Origin of the sequence: Rhodococcus sp. NPDC056516 (assembly GCF_042794655.1) — a bacterium.
In the GTDB taxonomy this organism is placed as follows: Bacteria; Actinomycetota; Actinomycetes; order Mycobacteriales; family Mycobacteriaceae; genus Rhodococcus_F.
On the sequence record NZ_JBHTTG010000008.1, the window covers coordinates 97,111 to 117,097 of the forward strand.

The following is a 19,987-nucleotide window of genomic DNA, read 5'->3' on the forward strand; positions in this document are numbered from 1 at the left end:
ACCGCATGACTTCGATCAACGACAAGGCAACAGCTCTACTGGCGTTGCACCAGCCAGGTAACCCGGTCATTCTCCCGACGGTCTGGGACGCGTGGTCGGCGAATCTTGCGGTGGCTGCAGGTTTTGCAGCCCTGACGGTGGGCAGCCACCCGGTTTCCGATTCCATCGGCAAGCCGGACAACGAAGGCATTACCTTCGACGAACTTCTGCACCGGATCAAGCAGATCACCGGTGCGGTCGACGCCCCGATCTCGGTGGACATCGAGGGTGGCTACGGGCTCGAGCCGGCAGTTCTCATCGACGGGCTGATCGATGCCGGCGCTGTCGGACTCAACATCGAGGACACCGTTCACAGTGAAGGCGGACGCTTGCGAGAGGCGCAAGAGCACGCCGACTTCGTGGGTGGGCTTCGCCAGGCCGCCGACGCCGCCGGAGTTCACGTTGTCGTCAACGCACGTACCGACCTGTTCGTGAAGCAGGTCGGTGACGAGTCCGATCGCGTCGATCGCGCCATTGCACGCCTCAAGTTGGCAGCCGATGCCGGTGCCGATGTTCTCTACCCCGTCGGGCGTCACGACGACGCGACCCAGCGCCGCTTGACGTCCGAACTCCCACTTCCGATCAATGCGATCGGAATCCCGGATCAGGACGACCCGGCAAGTTTCGGTCCGCTCGGAGTGGCGCGTGTGAGCTTCGGTCCGTTCTTCCAGATGGCCTTGGCCAACCGCGCAAACGAGATCTTGGGACGCTGGAAGTAAGAATGCAGACACTGATGTCGCCCGGCCCGCTTCTCGACGATCGCGGACATCTGGTCGAGACGGGTTGGGCTTCATCGGAGATTCGCAAGTATCGACGCTCTGCGATCACCGCCCCGAAGTTCCGGATCAAGGAGTGGGATTACTACTGCGTTCCCACGGCGGATTACGGCATCGCGCTGACCGTCGCCGACAACGGGTACATGGGCTTGCTCGGGGTTTCCTGGCTCGATTTCCGAACGCCGCACGAGATCACCGAAAACGTGATGCTGCCGTTCCCGATGGGAAGGCTCGGTCTGCCCGAAAGTGCGGACGACGGTGATGTGGTGGTGTCGAAAGGTAAGGCTCGGTTCGAGTTTCGCCATGTAGACGCCGGGCGACACCTGATCGTCGACTATCCGGCTTTCGACGGTGGACGAGGTCTACATGCCGATTTGTTTCTGGCGAGTCCTGCCGATGACCGGATGGTGATCGCCACGCCGTTTCCGAAGGCGCCCCGATCGTTCTATTACAACCAGAAGATCAACTGCCTTCCCGCAGCCGGGGCCGTGCGAATCGGGAGCGACGACTTCTCATTTCACTCGGAAGACTCGTTCGGCGTTCTCGATTGGGGCAGGGGAGTCTGGACTTACGACAACACCTGGTACTGGGGTTCTGCATCCGGACTGGTGAGCGGCGAGCGGTTCGGATTCAACATCGGTTACGGCTTCGGGGACACTACGGCGGCCAGTGAGAACATCGTGTTTGTCGGCGGGCGGGCGCACAAACTGGACAGGATCGACTTCGATATCCCGCAGGGAACGTACGACGGCGCCCCGTGGACCTTCTCGAGCAACGATGGTCGCTTCGAGATGACTTTCGAGCCGATTATCGACCGTGCCGCGACTTTCGATGTCGGGGTGTTGCGTTCGATTCAGCATCAGGTGTTCGGAAAGTTCACCGGCACAGTGATCCTCGATGACGGTTCGCCTCTGGTGGTTCGAGATCTCCTCGGATTTGCCGAGGAGGTTCGGAACCGCTGGTAAGCCGTACGTCTCCGCGAAGATGTCGGAACGCAGCACGAGCACCGAGGCATGGCGGTGCCCCGGTGCTCGCGTCTTCAGTTGTCGCGGTTCACGCCGCTGTTGGTGGACTGTTCCCACCGATCGGATGCTGGAACGGGTCGATCGACATCGGCGGATAGAACACCGTTTTCCGGTCGGGGCCGATCTCGACTCGCCATTCGGTGTGGTGCATCGTCCGATGATGGTGACCGCACAACAAGATCAGATTGTCGAGATCCGTTGGGCCACCATCATTCCAGTGAACGATATGGTGGGCATCGCACCACCCCGACGGTGTCCCGCACCCCGGAAACGCACACCCACCATCACGGACGGCCAACGCTCGCCGTTGGGGTACCGTCGCGGTTCTTGCTTCCTTGCCGCAGTCGAGCGGAACACCATTCTCGTCCAGGAGGATTCGGGTGACCGTGCAATCGCACGCCAGCATCCGGGCGGTGTCGATACTGATCGGACCTATCCAATCCGTCCACGCGAACCCGAGTTCCTCGGTTGACGGCAGTAAATCCTTCAATGTTTTGAGGTCGGTCATGTCTTTCGCCGACGCGGTGACCGTGATGTGCGGTTTCACTCCACCCTCGATCGGACCCAGTCCCGCCCGCTCGTACCGTCGCAACAGTTCGCAGAACCCGTCCGCCCGTCGTAGCGCCGGAGTGCGGGTGTCTTTGACGCCGTCTTTCTCCGGCGTCGGAGCGGACAGGCTCGACAGCAACGTGATCAGACGGGCCCCGTTGACCGCATCCAGATCACCCTTCACAGTTACTCTGCCGTACAGGCCTTTCGAGGCGTAGAACTCGTTGCGCTCCGAATCCTCCCCGACCGGGACACCGTCCTCGCGTTTGCCGTACTGCTTCTCGATCCGCCGGATCGCCGCCCGCACCGCATCACAATCGGCAATGTTCTTCGACGCCAACCCCAACAGGATCCCGCGGGCCTTGTCGACGTCCGCCGGGGTCATGTTCTTGGGTGGATGCTGACAAAACGACGCCACCTGACGGGCCTTCAACGCATCCACATCGCCCCGGTGAAAAGCATCCGCGACTACAGGTTCGAGCAGAAGCAACCGAGCCAAGCTGACCAGCAGGCTGCACTCACCGATCTCCAAATTCGTCGAACCGTGCAGCCATTGCGCGATCGCCCGAAAACCCTTCCCGACCACAGTTTCCCGGGAAAACATTTCCACGATCAGCAGCACCATGCGCGACTGCAACTCGTGCCGGACGCGCACCAGATCCAGAACCTCATTCTTGAGGTCCTCGCCATCCAGCTGCCACGCTTCCCGACTGTCCATGCTCAAAGTTTAATCGAACATACTTTCGATAACCAGGGACATATCGGACGACTTTTGAGTTCGAGATCAGCCGATCGCGCTCAGGTCCCCGTACACCGTCCGGCCCTCCAGGACGGTGGCGAGCACCGTGATTTCGGCCAGCCTGGTCGGCTCGACGACGAGGGGATTCGCCGACAGCACAACAAGATCCGCGTAGGCGCCGGGAAAGATGGACCCGATGTGATCTTCGCTGAACAGCTGCCATGCGGCGTTGACCGTGTGGGCGCGAACAGCGGCGTCCACGGGGATCCGCTCCTGGGGCGCCACGACGCGGCCGCTGGGTGAAAGTCTGGTGACGGCATCCTGCATGTTCCGTAGCGGATTGGCAGGGGTGACGGGTCCGTCGTTGTGGAAGGTGAACCGTTGTCCGGCCGCGAGTGCAGATCCTGCTGCGGCCCAATCGGATCCGTATTCGGGGCCGAACAGGTCATCCACCAGAACGTCACCCCAGTAGTGCAGGTGGTCGATGAAGATGCTGACCGTGACGCCCAGTTCCGCTGCGCGGACGAACTGATCCGGACGCATTGCGCCGACGTGTTCGAGACGCAACCGGTGATCGGGCCGGGGGTGCTCCTTCAGAAGCTGCTCCCACGCGTCGAGAACCATGGTGATCGCGTCGTCACCGTGGGCGTGGCACGCCATCTGCCACCCGTTGGCGAAGTAAGCGGAACTGATGTCGTGGATCTGTTCGCCGGTGTAGTTGGCATGCCCGTGTGTGCAGGCGATCCCGAGCGCGCGGGTGGCTTCGGTATCGAGATACGGGAAACTGGTGGCGATGTTGCCGACCCACGGCGAACCGTCGGACCAGACCTTGATCCCGATCTGGCGCACCAGGTCGTTTCCGTCGCCCGGCGATGCCTCGGTAGTGCGTGCTTCGTTGGACATTTCGTAGAGCCGCAAGCGGGTGGTGAGCAGTCCGGCGTCGGCTATCGCGGCCAGGGCGGGCCGCATCTTGGGGTCGAACGACAATTCGGCGATGGTGGTGATTCCGGCAGCGTTCAGCCGGGCGCATTCGGCCGCCACCAATGCGGGGAAGTCGTCGCCGATGGTGACTGCGTGGCCTGCGACTGCAAACACGGCAGGCATTTCGTACGCGGATCCGTCGAGTGCGCCCGTCGTGTCGTGGCCGTACGATCCGCCGATCGGATCGGGGGTATCGCGGGTGATGCCGGCCTGCACTGCTGCCGCCGTGTTGAAATACGCGACGTGGCCCGAGTTGTGCATGATCACGAGCGGGTGCTCTGGCGCGACGGAGTCCAGCCAGGCGATGGTCGGGTCGGGTAGGCCCTTCTGCAGCAACGGGTCCCAACCGTTCAGAGAAGCACCGGCAGCGCCTCGCGAACGAACCGTGTCGACGACGGCCGCAACTACTGAGTCTGCCTCGGCGATCGTCACAGGGCGGATGTCGACGACGTCAGGCCCGAGCACGATCGCTTCTTCCAAAGGGTGACCGTGCGGCTCGATGAACCCCGGCAGAACAGCGGCACCTCCGACGTCGACGACGCGGGTGTCCGGCCCCACCAGTTTCTCGACGTCCGTGCGCGCGCCGACGGCTGTGATCCGGCCTCCCGTCACGGCGAGTGCCTGGCCGCGTGTTGAGTCCTCGTGCATGGTCACGATATCGCCGTACAGAACCAGATCAGCAGCCATGGTCAGTCCTTATCGGTTGTCCGCGTACGCCTGTAGGTGTGCCACCTGCTCGGGATCGAGTGAGGGACGTACCTTCTCACGGGCGGTTGCCACGTCCGCGGCCGTCACGTCGGCCGCGTCCATGCTCCGACGCATGGCGGCGAGTGCAGCCTCACGCAGGAGAGCCGAGCAGTCTGCTGCCGAGTATCCCTCGAGATCGACGGCCAGAATGTCCAAATCGACATCTTCGGCGAGCGGTACCGACTTTCCGGAAGCACGCAGAATTGCTTTGCGAGCCTCCGCATCCGGCGGGGGTACGAATACGAGTCGTTCGAGTCTGCCGGGGCGCAGGAGAGCCGGGTCGATCAGATCCGGTCGGTTGGTGGCGCCCAACACCACGACGTCGCGTAGCGGCTCGACGCCGTCGAGTTCGGTCAACAACGCGGCTACGACGCGATCCGACACCCCCGAGTCGGAACTTTGACCGCGACGCGGGGCAAGGGCGTCGATTTCGTCGAGGAAGATCAACGAGGGCGCCGAATCGCGTGCGCGCTGGAACAACTCGCGTACGGCCTTTTCGGAGGCGCCGACCCACTTGTCCATCAGCTCAGCCCCTTTGACGGCGTGGACGCTGAGGTGACCTGAGCTGGCAAGGGCACGAACGAGATACGTCTTACCGCAGCCGGGAGGGCCGTAGAGGAGCACGCCGCGGGGTGGGTCGACACCGAGGCGTGCGAAGGAGTCGGGGTGCTGCAGCGGCCACAGGACCGCCTCGGTGAGCGCCTGTTTGGTTTCGACCATGTCGCCGACGTCGTCGAGGGTGACGCTGCCGATCGACAGTTCTTCGGTACTCGAACGAGACAGTGGCCGAATCACTTCGAGGGCACCGACAAGATCTTCCTGCGTGATCTCCGGAGAATCACCGGATTTGGAGGCCCGCGTCGCCGCTCGCAAAGCAGCTTCACGGCAGAGCGCCGCGAGGTCGGCGACCACGAATCCGGGTGCGCGCGAGGCGATGGCGTCGAGTTCGAGGGTTCCGGTGGGCACTCGGCGGAGCAGGAGTTCGAGCAATGCCTTTCGAGTTGCGCCGTCCGGCAGGGTAAGTGCGAGTTCTCGATCGCAGAGATCCTGGCCGCGAAGGCGCGCGTCGACGGTCTCCGGATGGGCGGAGGTCGCGACGAATGCCACGCCCGGGGTTGCGACGGCGCTGCGCAATTGTTCGAGGATCAGTGCGGACACCGGTTCCGCGGTGGCCGGAAGCAGAGCGTCGATGTCACTGATCAGCAGTACGCCACCGCCGCGCACGGCAGCAACGGCGTCGACGATTCGCTGCAGGCGGGTATTCGCCTCGGTGGCACCGACTCCCGGGCCGTCGAGTTCGACAAGTTTGCGCGAGGACAGGACCGAGCGGGCCAACGTGGCTTTGCCCACGCCGGCGGGGCCCGTGATGAGGACGCCGAGGTGCGGTGAGGCGCCGAGCGTACGGAGCAGTTCTGGTTCGTCGAGTGCCAGGCCGAGCCACTCGGTCAGCTTGGCTGCCTGCGCCTGCGCGCCGACGAGGTGATCCAGCGGAACCGACGGTGCGGGTTCGATCGCGACGGCAGCGGAACTGGAAACAAGCGCACTAGGCATCAGCGAACCCGCTGAGCCGGCACCCCAGTTGACTGCCGAATTCGGCTGGACGCTGACCGGACCACCGGCAGGTTCGACGGCCGTGACGGTGAGCAGTTCGGATGTCCACGCGACGCCGAAGGTACGGGAAAGCGCTTGGGTGGCTTCGGAAGTGCTCGTACCCGGACCGAGATCGCGGGGGAGGAGCGAGACCGTGTCGCCGACGCTGACGACCTTGCCCAGAAGGGCTTGTCGCAGAACCGTCGAGCTGATCGAATTTGTCGCCATGGACGAGCCGGTGACGGAGACGGATCGCGCTCCGTACACCGTCACCGGACCGACCACGACGGAAGAGTTCTCGGTCAAGCCGACGTTCGACATGGTGACGTCGTCGAGAAGGATCGTGCCTGCCGGGGTTCCGGTGGGCGCACGGCCCGCGACGGTCGCGGTGCCGCGGGCTCCCATGAGTGCGATGGCATCCCATTCGCGGATGCCCAACGCCGCCAACGCTTCGGGGTGCAAGCGCACGACCCCGCGGCGTAGGTCGGCGGCAGAGGTGTTGAGTCGAACGGTGAGGGCGAGTTCCGGCGAAGTCACCTCTCGAGAGTACGTCGTGGACTAGCGGGGTCGCCGCAATCCGAGACGAGCGGCCGAGCGGCGGCCACCGACGTTGGGTTGGCGTCGGATCGCGCGGCGTTCGGAAGGCTTGATGTCCCAGGTTTCGGGACGTGCTGCCACCCACCGCTTCGAGTGCACGGCAAACGGGATGTGCACCAGGTAGATCGCGATGAGAACGATCAGCAGGATGTACGGGTAGGTGATCAGTGCGGCCGCAGCCAACGTCACCAGGACGAGCAGGCCGGCCGCCATGTGCGGCGGCACGGATACCGACTTCATCGCCAGCGTCGGGATGCGGCTGACGATCAGTGCAGCCGAGAAGAGCGTCCACACGATGACGACGAAGTGCGAAGACCACCAGCCGTCACCCCACTGAGCCGTCGCGGCCAGGGGAGTGAGGGCGATGAGTGCGCCGGCCGGAGCCGGCACGCCGACGAAGTACTCACGTGCGTACGCGGGGACGTCGTCGTCGTCGAGCAGGGTGTTGAAACGTGCGAGTCGCAACACGATGCTGACCGCGTAGATCAACGCGATGATCCAGCCGATGCTGGTGCCGTCCAGCAAGGTCACGTACAGGACCAGGGCCGGGGCGACGCCGAAGGAGATGGAGTCGGCCAGTGAGTCGAGTTCGGCGCCGATCTTGCTGGTGGCGTCGAGCAGTCGCGCGATGCGGCCGTCGAGTGAATCGAGGACGGCTGCGGCGCCGATCATCGCGAGCGAGGTACCGGGCTGACCGTCGAGAGCGAACTTGACGGCGGACAGCCCGGCGCACAGCGCCAGGATGGTGATGACGGACGGCAGCAACCGCACCGCCTGGGTGCGTTTGGGCATCTTCGCGCCGGGTTGGGCTGCTCCCGGCTTCTTCACGGCTGACTTCATCTTCGGCGTCTTCACGGCAGTTGCGCGATAACTGTTTCAGCACCGATCGTGCGTTGTCCCGGCTCGACCAGGAGAGTGGTTCCGGCGGGGAAATACGTGTCGACGCGTGAGCCGAAACGGATCAGTCCGTACGTGTCGCCGATCGGCAGTACGTCACCGACACCGGCGTAGCAGACGATGCGGCGCGCGAGCAGTCCCGCGATCTGGACAACTGCCACGTCGTGACCGTCGGCGGTTTCGATGAGCATGCTGTTGCGCTCGTTGACCTCGCTGGCATCGGCGAGATCTGCGGAGAGGAACTTGCCTGCCTGGTGAACGACCTCTTTGACCGTTCCACCGACAGGGCTGCGCTGGACATGCACGTCGAGAACCGACAGGAAGATGCTGACGCGCGGGCGCGGTTCGCTTCCGAGATTGAGCTCGGCGGGCGGAACGGCGTTGTCGACCAGAGCCACCTCGCCGTCGGCGGGTGCGACGACGACGCCGATGCGGTTGGGCGGCACCCGGTGCGGGTGACGGAAGAACGTGGCGCATGCGGCGGCGGTGGTCAGACCGGCTCGGCGCACCCACTTACGGTTGCGGCCCAGTGCTGCAACTCCCAGCGGGGCCAGCACGAACGGCAGGCCGGCGGGATGAAGTGGCGGAATCGCATGGCGAACCAGATCGACGATATGTCCGATCCCGGTGGGTTGCGGGGTTCCGGGGGGTGTGGGTCGGCGTGCCACAGGCTCCTCTAACTACTCGGTAGGTCTTCTGCTGGTCGCACTGACAGTACGGGGTGGTAGAGCATCCATAGATTACGTGAACGCCTTCTCTCCTACAGGCTGTAGTGGCATCAAGTACGAGTAGTACCCGACACAGTCGCCGGTGCGTATCGCCAGCGGGAGCGTCGCACCGCTTACTCGGATCACCAGTTGCCGCCCCGGTTGGGCTGCGGCGGCGTCGCGCAGTCGCTGCCGGTCGACCAGTACGCGGAACCTCTCACGGGGATCCATTCCACCCGGATCCACCCGGGCACCACCGTCTTCGCCGACGCTGACGACGGCACTGTCCTCGGTGCCGTTGAGCAGGGCGGCAAGGTGGTCGCCGCTCAGTTCGACGGCGTCGTTGTGCTCGCGCAGGATTCGGTGATCGGGGAACTCTCCGTCCTCGATCAGGGGACTGGACACCGCGCCTCCTGGATACGACGCAGTCACCGTGCGCGCGGAGAAAGTCAGCGTCACGACGCCGGCGACATCGCGTAACAATCGCGCGAAGGCCACGGGAACGACGGCGGACACTGCCAGAGCGGAGTGAACTTTCACCTCGGCGACCGCGAGCCGGAACTGATCAGTGGTGACAAACGCAGCGACGCCGTCGTGAATGTCGAGGTGGACGCCGCGAAGTATCGGGAACTCCGATTCCTCGTTCACGGCGAACATCACGGCGTCGAGTGCGCGTCGTAGATCCCACGAGTCGATGTCCACGCCGCCGGAGGCAGGTAGCGAGTCGATCAGGCGGTGAATTCGCCCCAGTTCGGCGCGGGCGTCGGCGAGGCCGTCCTCGAGATTGCGCAGATGGGCGTTCAGGCACGAATGAGGTTCCGGTCCGGTCAGGACGGCCATCATGTCGCGGATCGGAACACCGACGCGTCGCATACCGGCGATCATGCGGGCGTCGCGGAGCTGGTCGTCGGTGTACCAGCGGTAACCGGTGTGCGGGTCGACGGAATGCGGGACGAGCACGCCTTCCTTGTCGTAGAACCGCAGCGCGCTGATCGGGAGCGCCGACGCTCGGGACATCTCACCGATCGTCAGGAGGGCGGAACTAGTGGTCACGGATCAATTCTGCCCGCAGTCGCTCGATACCGCCCCTGATCATCCGGCCGTAGCCGTCGTCGGCGAGTGTGCCGACCGACGCCTCGGCCTTCGTCAGATGCTCGACGGCCTCGGCGTCGCGCCCGAGTTTGCGGTAGTCGGCAGCCAGGTTGAGGTGCAGGGACGGATAGAAACCGGCAACCTGCAGTGACGCATGGTGTTCCTGGGCTCGCGCGTCGGTCAACGAATCGGCAGCGTCGAGGGCGCGCAGGTCCCAGCAGAGCTCCTGAGCGGGATCGTCTTGAACTCGGCCATGTAGTGCGCGAGGGAGACGATGTGGAGCGCATCGGGGGCGGCGCTGATCTCTTCCCACATCTTCTCGAACGCAGAGCGAGCCCCGGCTCGATTGCCGGAGCTCGCCAATTCTTGTGCCTGCGCTATCTGTGTCATCACGGGATCCATGGAACGGATCCTGATGCCTCGACCTGGTCGAGGGTCAAGCGGAGGTGCGTGCAGCCGCCTCGGCTTCGCTCTTCACACGCTTCAAGGTGGCGTTCATGCCTTCGACGAGTTCGACCTCGAAGTCGGCGTTTCCGCCCAGGACGGTCTTGACGAGGAACTGCGAGACCTTCGACGTTCCGGTGGGAGCCTCGCGACGCTCGGTCACTTTGGTGCCGGTAGCGGTCGGCTCGAGTTCGTAGGACCAGATCGTGCGGTTCTCGGCGATGCGGAACGCCACCGACTTGTTGGGTTCGAAGCGAACGACCTTCGACGACGTCGGCCAGACCAGCAGGCCCTTGCGGTTGACGTTGATCGTCTTGGCACCCTCACGCACGGTCCCGCCGATTACCTTCATCACCTTGCACTGGGGGCTCCATTCGCCCATGCGCTGCAGGTCGGCGACGATTGCCCACACGTCCTGCGGTGATGCGTCGATGTCGATGCTTGCTTCGAGCGTGTTGGACACAGTCTCTCCAGTCGAGTTGATGCTACGTAAAGTTACAAACACTTTTGTCGATCGTAAGCGATCCGTCAATGGACCATGTGTGTCAGGTCACTGTACGGCCGTCCAACAGGGTCGTGCGGGAACACGCGCGGTGGTAGCGGAGAATGGTTCGCGCACGTATGACGATCCATCCGACTGGAGTACCGAGAAGTGAACAGCGACGCCGCGACGCAGGATGGCCTCAAGCGAGGGCTGACAGCGCGCCATATCCGCTTCATCGCCCTCGGATCAGCCATCGGAACCGGACTGTTCTACGGCAGCGCCGAGGCCATCAAACGAGCCGGCCCGTCGGTGCTCCTGGCCTACCTGATCGGCGGTATCGCGGTCTACCTGGTGTTGCGAGCGCTCGGCGAGATGGCGGTCCGCAACCCGGTCTCGGGTTCGTTCAGCGAGTACGCGAACAAGCACCTCGGACCACTCGCCGGTTTCATGACCGGGTGGACGTACACGTTCGAGATGGTGATCGTGTGCCTCGCCGACGTCACGGCCTTCGGCCTTTACATGCAGTTCTGGTTCCCGGACGTACCGAGATGGATCTGGGTTCTGGCTGTCGTCTTCTTCATCGGTGCGATAAACCTGTTGAGCGTCAAGGTTTTCGGTGAACTGGAATTCTGGTTCACGCTCGTGAAGATCACTGCCATCATTGCGATGATCGCCGGTGGCATCGCGATCATCGTGTTCGGATTCGGCGTTCACGACACCGATGCCGGAATCAGCCACCTCTGGTCGGACGGCGGGTTCTTCGCGACGGGCTTCGGCGGATTCGTCGCGTGCTTTGCGATCGTGATGTTTGCGTTCGGTGGCACCGAGATCATCGGTATCACCGCGGGCGAAGCCGAGGATCCGGCGCAGACCATCAGGAAAGCCGTCAACACGGTCCCGGTGCGCATCATTCTCTTCTACATCTGCACCCTCGCCGTCATCATGGCGATCATTCCGTGGCAGACCATCAACTCCGACAACAGCCCGTTCGTCCAGATCTTCGAGAACCTCGGATTGGGAACGGCCGCATCGATCCTCAACATCGTCGTCATCACCGCGGCCCTGTCCGCCATCAACAGCGACGTTTTCGGTGCGGGTCGCATGATGTTCGGAATGTCGCATGCCGGCCAGGCCCCGCAGGTGATGAAGAGAGTCTCCGCCAACGGTGTTCCGTGGATGACCGTTGTCATCATGACCGGTGCCCTGTTGGTGGGAGTACTGCTCAACTACCTGATCCCGGACCAGGTGTTCCTCGTCATCGCCTCGCTGGCGACCTTCGCCACCATTTTCGTCTGGATCATGATCCTGCTCTCGCAGTTCCGTTCCCGCGCTCAGATGAGTGCAGACGAAACAGCGGCACTGAAGTTTCCAGTGCCGCTGTGGCCGTACGGTCAGATCTTCGCGATCGTGTTCCTGGCTTTTGTCATCGTGTTGCTCGGCGTCATCGCCGATACCCGAGTTGCGCTGCTCGTCGGTGCCGGATGGCTGGTTCTGCTGACGGGCGCGTACTACAAGTGGGTGAAACCGGCTGTCAGCGCAGCGGATCGAAGTGACGCATGACGGTTGGCGTCTGAGCGCCGGTCATCGAGTCGGCCACCATCTTTCCGGTCAACGGACCCAGGGCGATTCCCCACATCCCGTGACCACCGGCGACGTGCACGCGCGGCGAGCGCGTGGCTCCGATCAACGGCAAGCCGTCGGTAGTGCACGGTCGTGAGCCCACCCATTCCTCTTCCCGCGCAGTCCAGTCGATGCCGCTGAGCATCGGCTTGGCCGCATCGATGATCGCCTGCACGCGGCGCGGATCCAACGGCGCGTCGGGGCTGCGGAATTCCATCATCCCGGCCACTCGGAAGCGATCGTGCAACGGAGTGCACGCAACGCGCTGGGTGGGGAAATACACAGGATTCTTAGGGAGGTGCTCGGGCTTGACGCTGAAGCTGTAGCCGCGTCCGGCCTGCACCAGTTTGCGCACACCGAACGGTGCGGCGAGCTTGTTCAAGCGGGCACCGCTCGAGATGACCACGGCGTCACCGTCGCGTGAATCACCGTGTGCACTGCGAACACTGACTCCGCCGACCCGATCGTCGATCTGCGTGACGTCGAAACCGCTGACGATTTCTCCGCCGCGTTCACGGACTGCGTCCGCCAACGAGTTCACGAACAACGGGGGATCGATGAAACGCTGATTGCGCAGACGCAAACCGGCTTTCACGCCCTGGCCGAGTGAAGGCTCGAGCGAATGAATCGCGTCGTAGTCGAGGAGGTCGAAGTCGACTTCGCCGCCGGCAGCTTCGACGTGATGGAACTCGTCCACCAAAGTCTGTCGGTCCTTCTCGGACGCAAACGCGGCAAGGAAAGGATCGGCCAGGCGCGTCAGCTCTCGGACGCCACCGTCGGCGAGTTCGTCGTACGCGCCCAAGGCTGTTCGGTTGACCTCGGTGTAGACCGACATCGCTTCCTGCCACTTCGACGGCGTGCAGTGGCGCGCGAACCCGACCAGGAACCGAATCAGCTTCAGATCGGTGGTCAGTGGCACGTACACCGGGGACGACGGGCTGAGCATCGCGCGCAAGCCGTATTGGAGCACTGCGGGTTCGGGCAGCGGAAGCGTCAATGCGGGTGCTAGCCAACCGGCGTTGCCCCAGCTCGCGTCGGCTGCGACGCCGTCGCGATCGACGACGGTGACCTCGACTCCACGTTCCTGCAAGAACCAGGCCGTCGACAATCCGACAACACCCGCACCGACCACGACCACACGATCGGGGCTCTGACGAGTTCCCATGACGCACTCCTTCTACAGACTCTGCTCGAACCGAGACGCCGGTCACATCCGGGTCTGTCTCAAGCATGAATCGCGGGGCGGGCAAAAGGACTGGCCGTTCGGCCATCGTCGGAGCTACCTCGTTGTGGATTCGCACAACGCGCCGCCGCGCCTGCTCAGCGAGCGAGTTTGAACTGCAGCATCAGAATCAAGCGGGTGTCGGCGTCGGTCAGGTCGACGCCGCACATCTCCTTGCCTCGACGCAAGCGGTTGCGGAGCGTGTTGGGGTGAACATGCAGTGCGGCAGAAGAATTCGCTACGTCACCGCCGTGCTCGAGAAAGGCCTTTGCCGTCGCGACCAGATCGCTGCCGTGCTGAGAGTCGTGACGTTCGAGGCTTCCGAGTGGTGTGGCGTCGCCGAGTCCGTCGATGATGTCGGCGACGTGCAGGGCGAGTACGGAGGCCAACGTGTCCCTCATTCCCGCGACGGTTCCGCCGGACCGGCCATGCCGAAGCGCTCCGAGAACATGGTCGGCGTCCGAACGTGAAAGATGTGATTCGCTTGCAGACTTCACTGTCCGGCCGACGGCTACTGCCAGGAATTCGCGGCCACGGGCGCGGGTGAGGAAGTCGGCGGACAATCGGCGAGCGTTGGTCTCGTCGGCCGCGATGACAAGGTAGATGGTCTCGGACAGTTGAGCGGCAACGGCGTCGACGGCCAGAGTGTCGAGGTACAGGCTCAAGGACGCGACCAACCCCGCCGGCAGTGGTCCCGCGACTGTTCCGACGGCGACGACGGTGAGCGGGCCTGCCAACCGCAAGTCGTCTGCGGCGCGGAAAGCCGGTTCACCACCGCCGATCAGAGCTTGGACGCGCTGGGATTGGCGACGGCGTGTGCTGTCGACCCGGTCACGCTCCGAGGCGATTCTCTCGGCCACGACGGATACCGCGGAACGAAGTATCGATTCCTGTGTGGGCGTCGGTGTTCCGGCGAGTGCGACCCAGATCGAGCCGACGGGGTGATCGTTCTCGCGAACTGCGATGACCAGTCGCGGCGTGATCGCAGGGTCTTCGAGGTCGACGTAGATGGGATCGCTCTCTCGGTGGAGGCGATCGAATACTCCTGCGTCGGAGAGTAATTGGCGGAATCGGCTGGGTACCTGCCGGCCGAGGATCGTGCCGATGCGAGCTTCGTCCACGGCCTGCTCGCCGCCGGAGTACGCGAGGACAGTCGAGTTCTCGTCCTCGATCGTGACGGGAGCGCCGAGTAATTCGGCCAGAGAACCGGCAACGGAGAAGAGGTCGTCGTCGCGCAGGTCCATGGGTGGGAGCCTACTGAGCGATCGACGGATTTCGGGTTACGACGCCTCGGCAGGACCTCGATGGCGAATATAGGCTGGTGCAATGGCCGACATCGAAGGTGTTCTGTTCGATATCGACGGAGTCCTGCTCACGTCCTGGCAGCCGATCGAGGGAGCAGGAGAAGCAGTACGCGAAGTTCGGCGGCGGGGATTGGCCTGTGGGTTTCTGACCAACACCACCTCGCGCAGTTCGACGCTCATCGCGCAGGGGTTGTGCGACGCCGGTATCGAGGTCGAGGCGAGCCAGATAGTTACTGCCGCCAGGCTCACGGGGGAGTACGTGCGGGCGACGTACTCGGACGCGCGGGCGTGGGTCCTCAATCACGGTGACGTGTCTGCCGATCTCGAGGGAATCGAATTCGACGACGCCGATCCTGAGGTCGTGATTCTCGGCGGCGCCGGCCCGGAGTTCACCCACGAGGCGCTGAGCCGAGTGCTCGAACTTCTGCTCGCCGGTGTGCCCGTCGTCGCGATGCACCGCGGGATGATGTGGGAAACCGTAGACGGCCTTCGGATCGACACCGGAACGTACTTGCCGGGCTTCGAGGAAGTGGCAGGTGTAAATATCGCCGCAGTGGGTAAACCGTCTCTCACGGGGTTCCTGACAGCCACGGAGCTGATGCATGTCGAACCGGAGGCGACGGTGATGGTCGGGGACGATCTGATCGGGGACGTCCTTTCCTCACAACGAGTCGGTTTGACCGGAGTTCTGGTGCGCACAGGCAAGTTTCGGCAAACAGTGCTCGACCTCTCGGTTCAGAAGCCCGACCACGTCATCGATTCGGTCGCCGATCTTCCGGCCCTTCTCGGGGTCGTCCTCGAGGCTTGACCAGCCGGGGGTGACGGACTTCACTCGAGCGGGTACTCTCGCGCCCGAATCCAATGAACCTGTTCCACGAAGGAGTTTTCTATGCCCTTGATCTCGTCAGTCTGGTTCCGTCGCTCATCCTCTCGAGTCAGCGGAATTTCCAGTAGTCGGTTGGGGGGCCGCCTGGCGAGAACAGGGGCTGTGATGACTGTAGGTATGGGGCTCGCCGCCGGGCTGGCGCTGACCGGTGCGGGAGCTGCTTCGGCAGCCCCCGTCACGTGTGTCTCGCCGCCGTCGGCCAATGACATTCAGGTCTCCGAGACCGCGAGCTGCGGCGCGCAGTCCGTCGGAGCCGGCCGTTCGCAGGCCGGTGCTGCCGAGAGCGGTACCGCTGTGAGCGTCGCCGCCGACAACGGCTACTCCAATTCATATGCAAACGGCTTCGGAACCGCGCTGGGGGCTTCTCGCGGTAACGGTCAGGCGCAGGCATTTGCGCTCGGCGGCGGTATCGCGCGGGCCGGGGCGGCTGACGGAAACGTCACTTTCGCTATCGCCGGTTACGGAGCGGGCGCTACGGCTGATGCCAACGGCGTCGACTGCGTCGGAGTGCTCTCGTTTGCGGTCAATTTGAGTAACGGACAGTTCTGCATCGCGGGCTGAGGCTCAACCTTGCACTCGGCACGCTCGAGTGCTAAAAATGCAGTTGGCACTCGCGAACCGTGAGTGCCAGGTCGAGGCAGTGAGACCGGGAACCATAGACACCCCCGGTCGTCCGTCGCGGGCACTGACTAGACCACAGGCGTAGATGGGTGACCAGGCAAATCGGTCGCCCGTGTAATGAGGTGACTGGTCAAACGGTCGCCTTGTGCCGATGAGGTGACCCGACGAGCGGTCACCTTGTGTGTCACCCCCTATCCGGAGGATCACTTCGCAATGGCAAAGATCATCGCGTTCGACGAAGAGGCACGTCGTGGCCTCGAGCGAGGCCTCAACGCCCTCGCCGACGCTGTCAAGGTGACGTTGGGCCCCAAGGGTCGCAACGTCGTTCTCGAAAAGAAGTGGGGCGCCCCCACGATCACCAACGATGGTGTTTCCATCGCCAAGGAGATCGAACTCGACGACCCGTACGAGAAGATCGGCGCCGAGCTCGTCAAGGAGGTCGCCAAGAAGACTGACGACGTCGCTGGCGACGGCACCACCACCGCTACCGTTCTCGCACAGGCTCTGGTCCGTGAAGGCCTGCGCAACGTCGCAGCCGGCGCGAACCCGCTCGGCCTCAAGCGCGGCATCGAGAAGGCTGTCGAGGCTGTCACAGCTCGCCTGCTCGAGACCGCCAAGGAGATCGATACCAAGGAGCAGATCGCTGCTACCGCCGGTATTTCCGCCGGCGACCCGTCCATCGGTGAGCTCATCGCCGAGGCTATGGACAAGGTCGGCAAGGAAGGCGTCATCACGGTCGAGGAGTCCAACACCTTCGGCCTGCAGCTCGAGCTCACCGAGGGCATGCGCTTCGACAAGGGCTACATCTCGGCGTACTTCGCCACCGATGCAGAGCGTCAGGAAGCCGTCCTCGAAGACGCGTACATCCTGCTCGTCAGCTCCAAGATCTCCACGGTCAAGGACCTGCTGCCCCTGCTGGAGAAGGTCATCCAGTCCGGCAAGCCGCTCCTGATCATCGCCGAGGACGTCGAGGGCGAAGCTCTCTCCACCCTCGTGGTCAACAAGATCCGTGGCACCTTCAAGTCTGTTGCCGTCAAGGCTCCCGGCTTCGGTGACCGTCGTAAGGCTCAGCTCGCCGACATCGCCATCCTCACCGGTGGCGAGGTCATCAGCGAAGAGGTCGGACTCTCCTTGGAGACCGCAGGCCTCGAGCTCCTCGGCCAGGCACGCAAGGTCGTCATCACCAAGGACGAGACCACCATCGTCGAGGGTGCCGGCGACGCCGACGCAATCGCCGGTCGTGTCAGCCAGATCCGCGCCGAGATCGAGAACAGCGACTCGGATTACGACCGTGAGAAGCTGCAGGAACGTCTGGCCAAGCTGGCCGGCGGCGTTGCAGTCATCAAGGCCGGCGCTGCTACCGAGGTCGAGCTCAAGGAGCGCAAGCACCGCATCGAAGATGCAGTGCGTAACGCAAAGGCAGCTGTCGAAGAGGGCATCGTCGCCGGCGGTGGCGTTGCACTTCTCCAGGCAGCTCCCGCACTGGACGACCTCAAGCTCGAAGGTGACGAGGCAACCGGCGCGAACATCGTTCGCGTTGCACTGTCCGCTCCGCTCAAGCAGATCGCATTCAACGCAGGCCTCGAGCCCGGCGTTGTTGCGGACAAGGTCTCCAACCTGCCCGCAGGTCACGGCCTCAACGCTGCGACCAACGAGTACGGCGACCTGCTCGCTGCAGGCATCAACGACCCGGTCAAGGTCACCCGCTCGGCACTGCAGAACGCAGCGTCCATCGCGGCTCTGTTCCTGACGACCGAAGCCGTTGTCGCTGACAAGCCCGAGAAGGCCGGAGCGCCTGCAGGCGATCCGACCGGCGGCATGGGCGGCATGGACTTCTGAGTCCATCTCCACCTAGCTCCTAGAGCCCGGCCCACCGTTTGGTGGGCCGGGCTTTTGCTTGTCTGGAGATAAATGCGGGCATTTTGTCGACTACTGCGACGCGATTGCGCTGTTTGGCTGTCCACCGATTCCGGATCAATTTCAAGTTCGTACAAAAGTAGTAAGGCTACGATAAATGCCCTCAGGTTCGTACTTTTGTAGGATATTTTGGGCCTTGACGGCGAATTTTCTTGCTACTTAAGTCTAGCTAATCGGATACCCTTGCTTTCGCTAATGTTGTCGAGAATTCGGGAGTTCAGAGCTGCTCCAGGAAAACTGGTACACGTTTCAGAAGTATGGTCTACGCTCGCAAATGCCGCATAGCCCCCAGAGTCGACGCTTCGGGCAACGCGGATCGGGCGTCAAAATTCGAACAGAACGGTGCGCGCGGTTCTGATTCAGTTTCTTCGAATGTTTGATGCACATGCTCGCTTCTCGATAGCAGTGATTGTGTGCTGCGGAGAGAGTGAAGCATGCTTTCGGTAGTTGAAGATATCCTGATACCTTCAACTGCTTCATTCGTCTATCCCCTTTATTGGGGATTACTTCATGATGAAATCTGGAATTAAATTCGAGAGAGATGAAGGAACGATGAAGAAGATGCGTCATTCAGCTGTTCGTCAAATTGCTACCAGTGTCGCAATACCCGCAGCTGCGATAGGGCTGGTGCTTGCTGCAGTTTCGCCCGCATCGGCTCACACGGTTGCCACCACGGATAACATGGCGTGCATGGGTGATCCGGTAGCGTCCGGAATTGCGAATGTTCACCAGAGTTTGGTCGCGTTCACTGAAAATGTCACGCATCCCACGGCAAACACTTTTCATGTGCAGCCAGGCACGCAGGTCTTCAACAACTCCACCCCCTTTGCCATGAAGCGACTTGAAAATGTGCGAATGGTGTACAAGATCACCAACACGTCCAAGTTTGTGTCGGCCGCGGTGGGTACTGCAGGAAGCGGCTACACCGGGACGCCCGCCGTCACTCGTGTTGACGCTACCCTCTCGCCCAGCGCGACGGGGTCCTATCTGCTCTTGAGTGGAATCACCGTGCCTGCGGTAGCGGGAGCGACAACGTCTTTCGTTCAGCCCGGGATCACGATCAATCAGACTGACGATGCCGATCTGTACCTGGAGATCAACCGTGATGGCGATGCAGGAAAGTATGCCAATTCGAAGAACTTCCTGACCTTCACGTCGGTCGCAACTTTCCTTGGTTTCGAGCAAAAAGCCGCGACAATGTGTCTCGCTACTGATGTCAGTGCTCGCTCCGACTCCGATATCGGAAGTGTGTTGGCAACTAACGATTTGGGTGGGGACCTGCACCCCTGAACGAAGATTGGTGATCGACAGTATTAGTACATACCAATGAAATGGTTACCTTCATTCAATTTCTGGATGAAGGTAACCATATTGTGGAGGAAGTTGAATATCGGGTGCGCGCAACCGATGTGGCGCTTCCGGCTCTCAGGTGAGGTGGGAGCGCGCCCTAGGGCAATTTGGCTGGGAGGGTCTGCATGCCCAGGGGTGATCGGACGCATGGGCATGTTCATATCTGTTCCTTGTGAGATCTACACGGGCGCTAGCACTTTCGGCGGTATTTCGGGAGGGGTACCTCCTCGAGTACTAGTACTTTTGCTCTGCGTCGACTGCAGTGCGTTGCCGTCGAAAAGTATTGGTGGGCAGATCGATTGCACTCGTCGGCAGATACGTTGCAGTGTGTGGTGCCGCGTTGCCGAAGCTATTGAGTGCGGTGTGTTGATGGATTTCAGTAGAAATTGTGGCCGACTCG

The 19,987-nt window shown here is 62.7% G+C and carries 16 protein-coding genes and 1 pseudogene; 7 read left to right on the top strand and 10 right to left on the bottom strand.

The window, feature by feature from the left end; translation table 11 throughout:
• Positions 1-5 precede the first annotated feature (5 nt).
• Both ACFQ6Y_RS23825 and ACFQ6Y_RS23830 read left to right on the top strand, forming a co-directional pair.
• Entirely contained in the window at positions 6-758 is a 753-nt protein-coding gene (locus ACFQ6Y_RS23825) for an isocitrate lyase/phosphoenolpyruvate mutase family protein (protein ID WP_007730096.1), read from the top strand.
• A 2-nt stretch (positions 759-760) separates the two neighbouring features.
• Positions 761-1,780, top strand: a complete 1,020-nt coding sequence (locus ACFQ6Y_RS23830) for a DUF2804 domain-containing protein (protein ID WP_378637902.1) — start codon at positions 761-763, stop codon at positions 1,778-1,780.
• Positions 1,781-1,868: 88 nt separating this feature from the next.
• On the opposite strand, the gene ACFQ6Y_RS23835 is transcribed toward ACFQ6Y_RS23830, so the two are convergent.
• From ACFQ6Y_RS23835 to ACFQ6Y_RS23870, 8 genes and pseudogenes are all read right to left on the bottom strand, one after another.
• Positions 1,869-3,107, bottom strand: a complete 1,239-nt coding sequence (locus ACFQ6Y_RS23835; RefSeq protein ID WP_378637907.1) for a DUF222 domain-containing protein — start codon at positions 3,105-3,107, stop codon at positions 1,869-1,871.
• 66 nt (positions 3,108-3,173) lie between these two features.
• Positions 3,174-4,796: an amidohydrolase gene (locus tag ACFQ6Y_RS23840; protein WP_378637912.1), complete on the bottom strand. Its 1,623-nt coding sequence runs from the start codon at positions 4,794-4,796 to the stop codon at positions 3,174-3,176.
• A 9-nt stretch (positions 4,797-4,805) separates the two neighbouring features.
• Positions 4,806-6,983, bottom strand: coding sequence for an AAA family ATPase (locus ACFQ6Y_RS23845; RefSeq protein ID WP_378637917.1), 2,178 nt, complete (start codon positions 6,981-6,983; stop codon positions 4,806-4,808).
• 21 nt (positions 6,984-7,004) lie between these two features.
• Positions 7,005-7,835, bottom strand: a complete 831-nt coding sequence (locus ACFQ6Y_RS23850; protein WP_029254795.1) for a phosphatidylcholine/phosphatidylserine synthase — start codon at positions 7,833-7,835, stop codon at positions 7,005-7,007.
• A 59-nt stretch (positions 7,836-7,894) separates the two neighbouring features.
• Positions 7,895-8,608, bottom strand: coding sequence for a phosphatidylserine decarboxylase (locus ACFQ6Y_RS23855; RefSeq protein ID WP_003941540.1), 714 nt, complete (start codon positions 8,606-8,608; stop codon positions 7,895-7,897).
• Between the two features lie 72 nt (positions 8,609-8,680).
• Positions 8,681-9,700, bottom strand: a complete 1,020-nt coding sequence (locus ACFQ6Y_RS23860) for a MerR family DNA-binding transcriptional regulator (protein ID WP_378637922.1) — start codon at positions 9,698-9,700, stop codon at positions 8,681-8,683.
• Positions 9,690-10,141 (bottom strand): annotated as a pseudogene (locus ACFQ6Y_RS23865) (hypothetical protein). The gene ACFQ6Y_RS23860 and the pseudogene ACFQ6Y_RS23865 overlap by 11 nt, the downstream one beginning before the upstream one ends.
• A gap of 34 nt (positions 10,142-10,175) precedes the next feature.
• On the bottom strand, positions 10,176-10,646 hold the full coding sequence (locus ACFQ6Y_RS23870; protein ID WP_003941500.1) for an SRPBCC family protein: 471 nt from the start codon (positions 10,644-10,646) through the stop codon (positions 10,176-10,178).
• Between the two features lie 189 nt (positions 10,647-10,835).
• Between ACFQ6Y_RS23870 and ACFQ6Y_RS23875 the strand changes: the two genes are divergently transcribed.
• Positions 10,836-12,227 (top strand): amino acid permease, encoded by a 1,392-nt coding sequence (locus tag ACFQ6Y_RS23875; protein WP_378637925.1) that lies wholly within the window; start codon positions 10,836-10,838, stop codon positions 12,225-12,227.
• Here ACFQ6Y_RS23875 and ACFQ6Y_RS23880 read toward each other — a convergent pair.
• Positions 12,199-13,452 (bottom strand): NAD(P)/FAD-dependent oxidoreductase, encoded by a 1,254-nt coding sequence (locus ACFQ6Y_RS23880; RefSeq protein WP_378537377.1) that lies wholly within the window; start codon positions 13,450-13,452, stop codon positions 12,199-12,201. The two genes, ACFQ6Y_RS23875 and ACFQ6Y_RS23880, sit on opposite strands and share 29 nt — an antisense overlap.
• Positions 13,453-13,607: 155 nt before the next feature.
• A complete protein-coding gene (locus tag ACFQ6Y_RS23885; protein ID WP_378637928.1) occupies positions 13,608-14,753 on the bottom strand; it encodes a PucR family transcriptional regulator in 1,146 nt (381 codons plus the stop codon).
• Between the two features lie 82 nt (positions 14,754-14,835).
• Between ACFQ6Y_RS23885 and ACFQ6Y_RS23890 the strand changes: the two genes are divergently transcribed.
• From ACFQ6Y_RS23890 to ACFQ6Y_RS23905, 4 genes are all read left to right on the top strand, one after another.
• A complete protein-coding gene (locus tag ACFQ6Y_RS23890) occupies positions 14,836-15,621 on the top strand; it encodes an HAD-IIA family hydrolase (protein WP_378637932.1) in 786 nt (261 codons plus the stop codon).
• 81 nt (positions 15,622-15,702) lie between these two features.
• On the top strand, positions 15,703-16,260 hold the full coding sequence (locus ACFQ6Y_RS23895; RefSeq protein WP_019744475.1) for a DUF6764 family protein: 558 nt from the start codon (positions 15,703-15,705) through the stop codon (positions 16,258-16,260).
• A gap of 273 nt (positions 16,261-16,533) precedes the next feature.
• The gene (gene groL, locus ACFQ6Y_RS23900; RefSeq protein WP_003941476.1) at positions 16,534-18,159 is read left to right on the top strand and encodes a chaperonin GroEL; all 1,626 of its coding nucleotides are present in this window, start codon (positions 16,534-16,536) and stop codon (positions 18,157-18,159) included.
• A gap of 588 nt (positions 18,160-18,747) precedes the next feature.
• Positions 18,748-19,527: a hypothetical protein gene (locus ACFQ6Y_RS23905; RefSeq protein WP_378637935.1), complete on the top strand. Its 780-nt coding sequence runs from the start codon at positions 18,748-18,750 to the stop codon at positions 19,525-19,527.
• The last annotated feature ends 460 nt before the right edge of the window (positions 19,528-19,987 follow it).

Bases quoted from the DNA above. Each gene is read 5' to 3' on its own strand.
- ACFQ6Y_RS23880 (WP_378537377.1), bottom strand. From the start codon at position 13,452: ATGGGAACTCGTCAGAGCCCCGATCGTGTGGTCGTGGTCGGTGCGGGT.
- ACFQ6Y_RS23840 (WP_378637912.1), bottom strand. From the start codon at position 4,796: ATGGCTGCTGATCTGGTTCTGTACGGCGATATCGTGACCATGCACGAG.
- ACFQ6Y_RS23850 (WP_029254795.1), bottom strand. From the start codon at position 7,835: ATGCCCAAACGCACCCAGGCGGTGCGGTTGCTGCCGTCCGTCATCACC.
- ACFQ6Y_RS23885 (WP_378637928.1), bottom strand. From the start codon at position 14,753: ATGGACCTGCGCGACGACGACCTCTTCTCCGTTGCCGGTTCTCTGGCC.
- ACFQ6Y_RS23890 (WP_378637932.1), top strand. From the start codon at position 14,836: ATGGCCGACATCGAAGGTGTTCTGTTCGATATCGACGGAGTCCTGCTC.
- ACFQ6Y_RS23895 (WP_019744475.1), top strand. From the start codon at position 15,703: ATGCCCTTGATCTCGTCAGTCTGGTTCCGTCGCTCATCCTCTCGAGTC.
- groL (WP_003941476.1), top strand. From the start codon at position 16,534: ATGGCAAAGATCATCGCGTTCGACGAAGAGGCACGTCGTGGCCTCGAG.
- ACFQ6Y_RS23835 (WP_378637907.1), bottom strand. From the start codon at position 3,107: ATGGACAGTCGGGAAGCGTGGCAGCTGGATGGCGAGGACCTCAAGAAT.
- ACFQ6Y_RS23825 (WP_007730096.1), top strand. From the start codon at position 6: ATGACTTCGATCAACGACAAGGCAACAGCTCTACTGGCGTTGCACCAG.
- ACFQ6Y_RS23830 (WP_378637902.1), top strand. From the start codon at position 761: ATGCAGACACTGATGTCGCCCGGCCCGCTTCTCGACGATCGCGGACAT.
- ACFQ6Y_RS23905 (WP_378637935.1), top strand. From the start codon at position 18,748: ATGATGAAATCTGGAATTAAATTCGAGAGAGATGAAGGAACGATGAAG.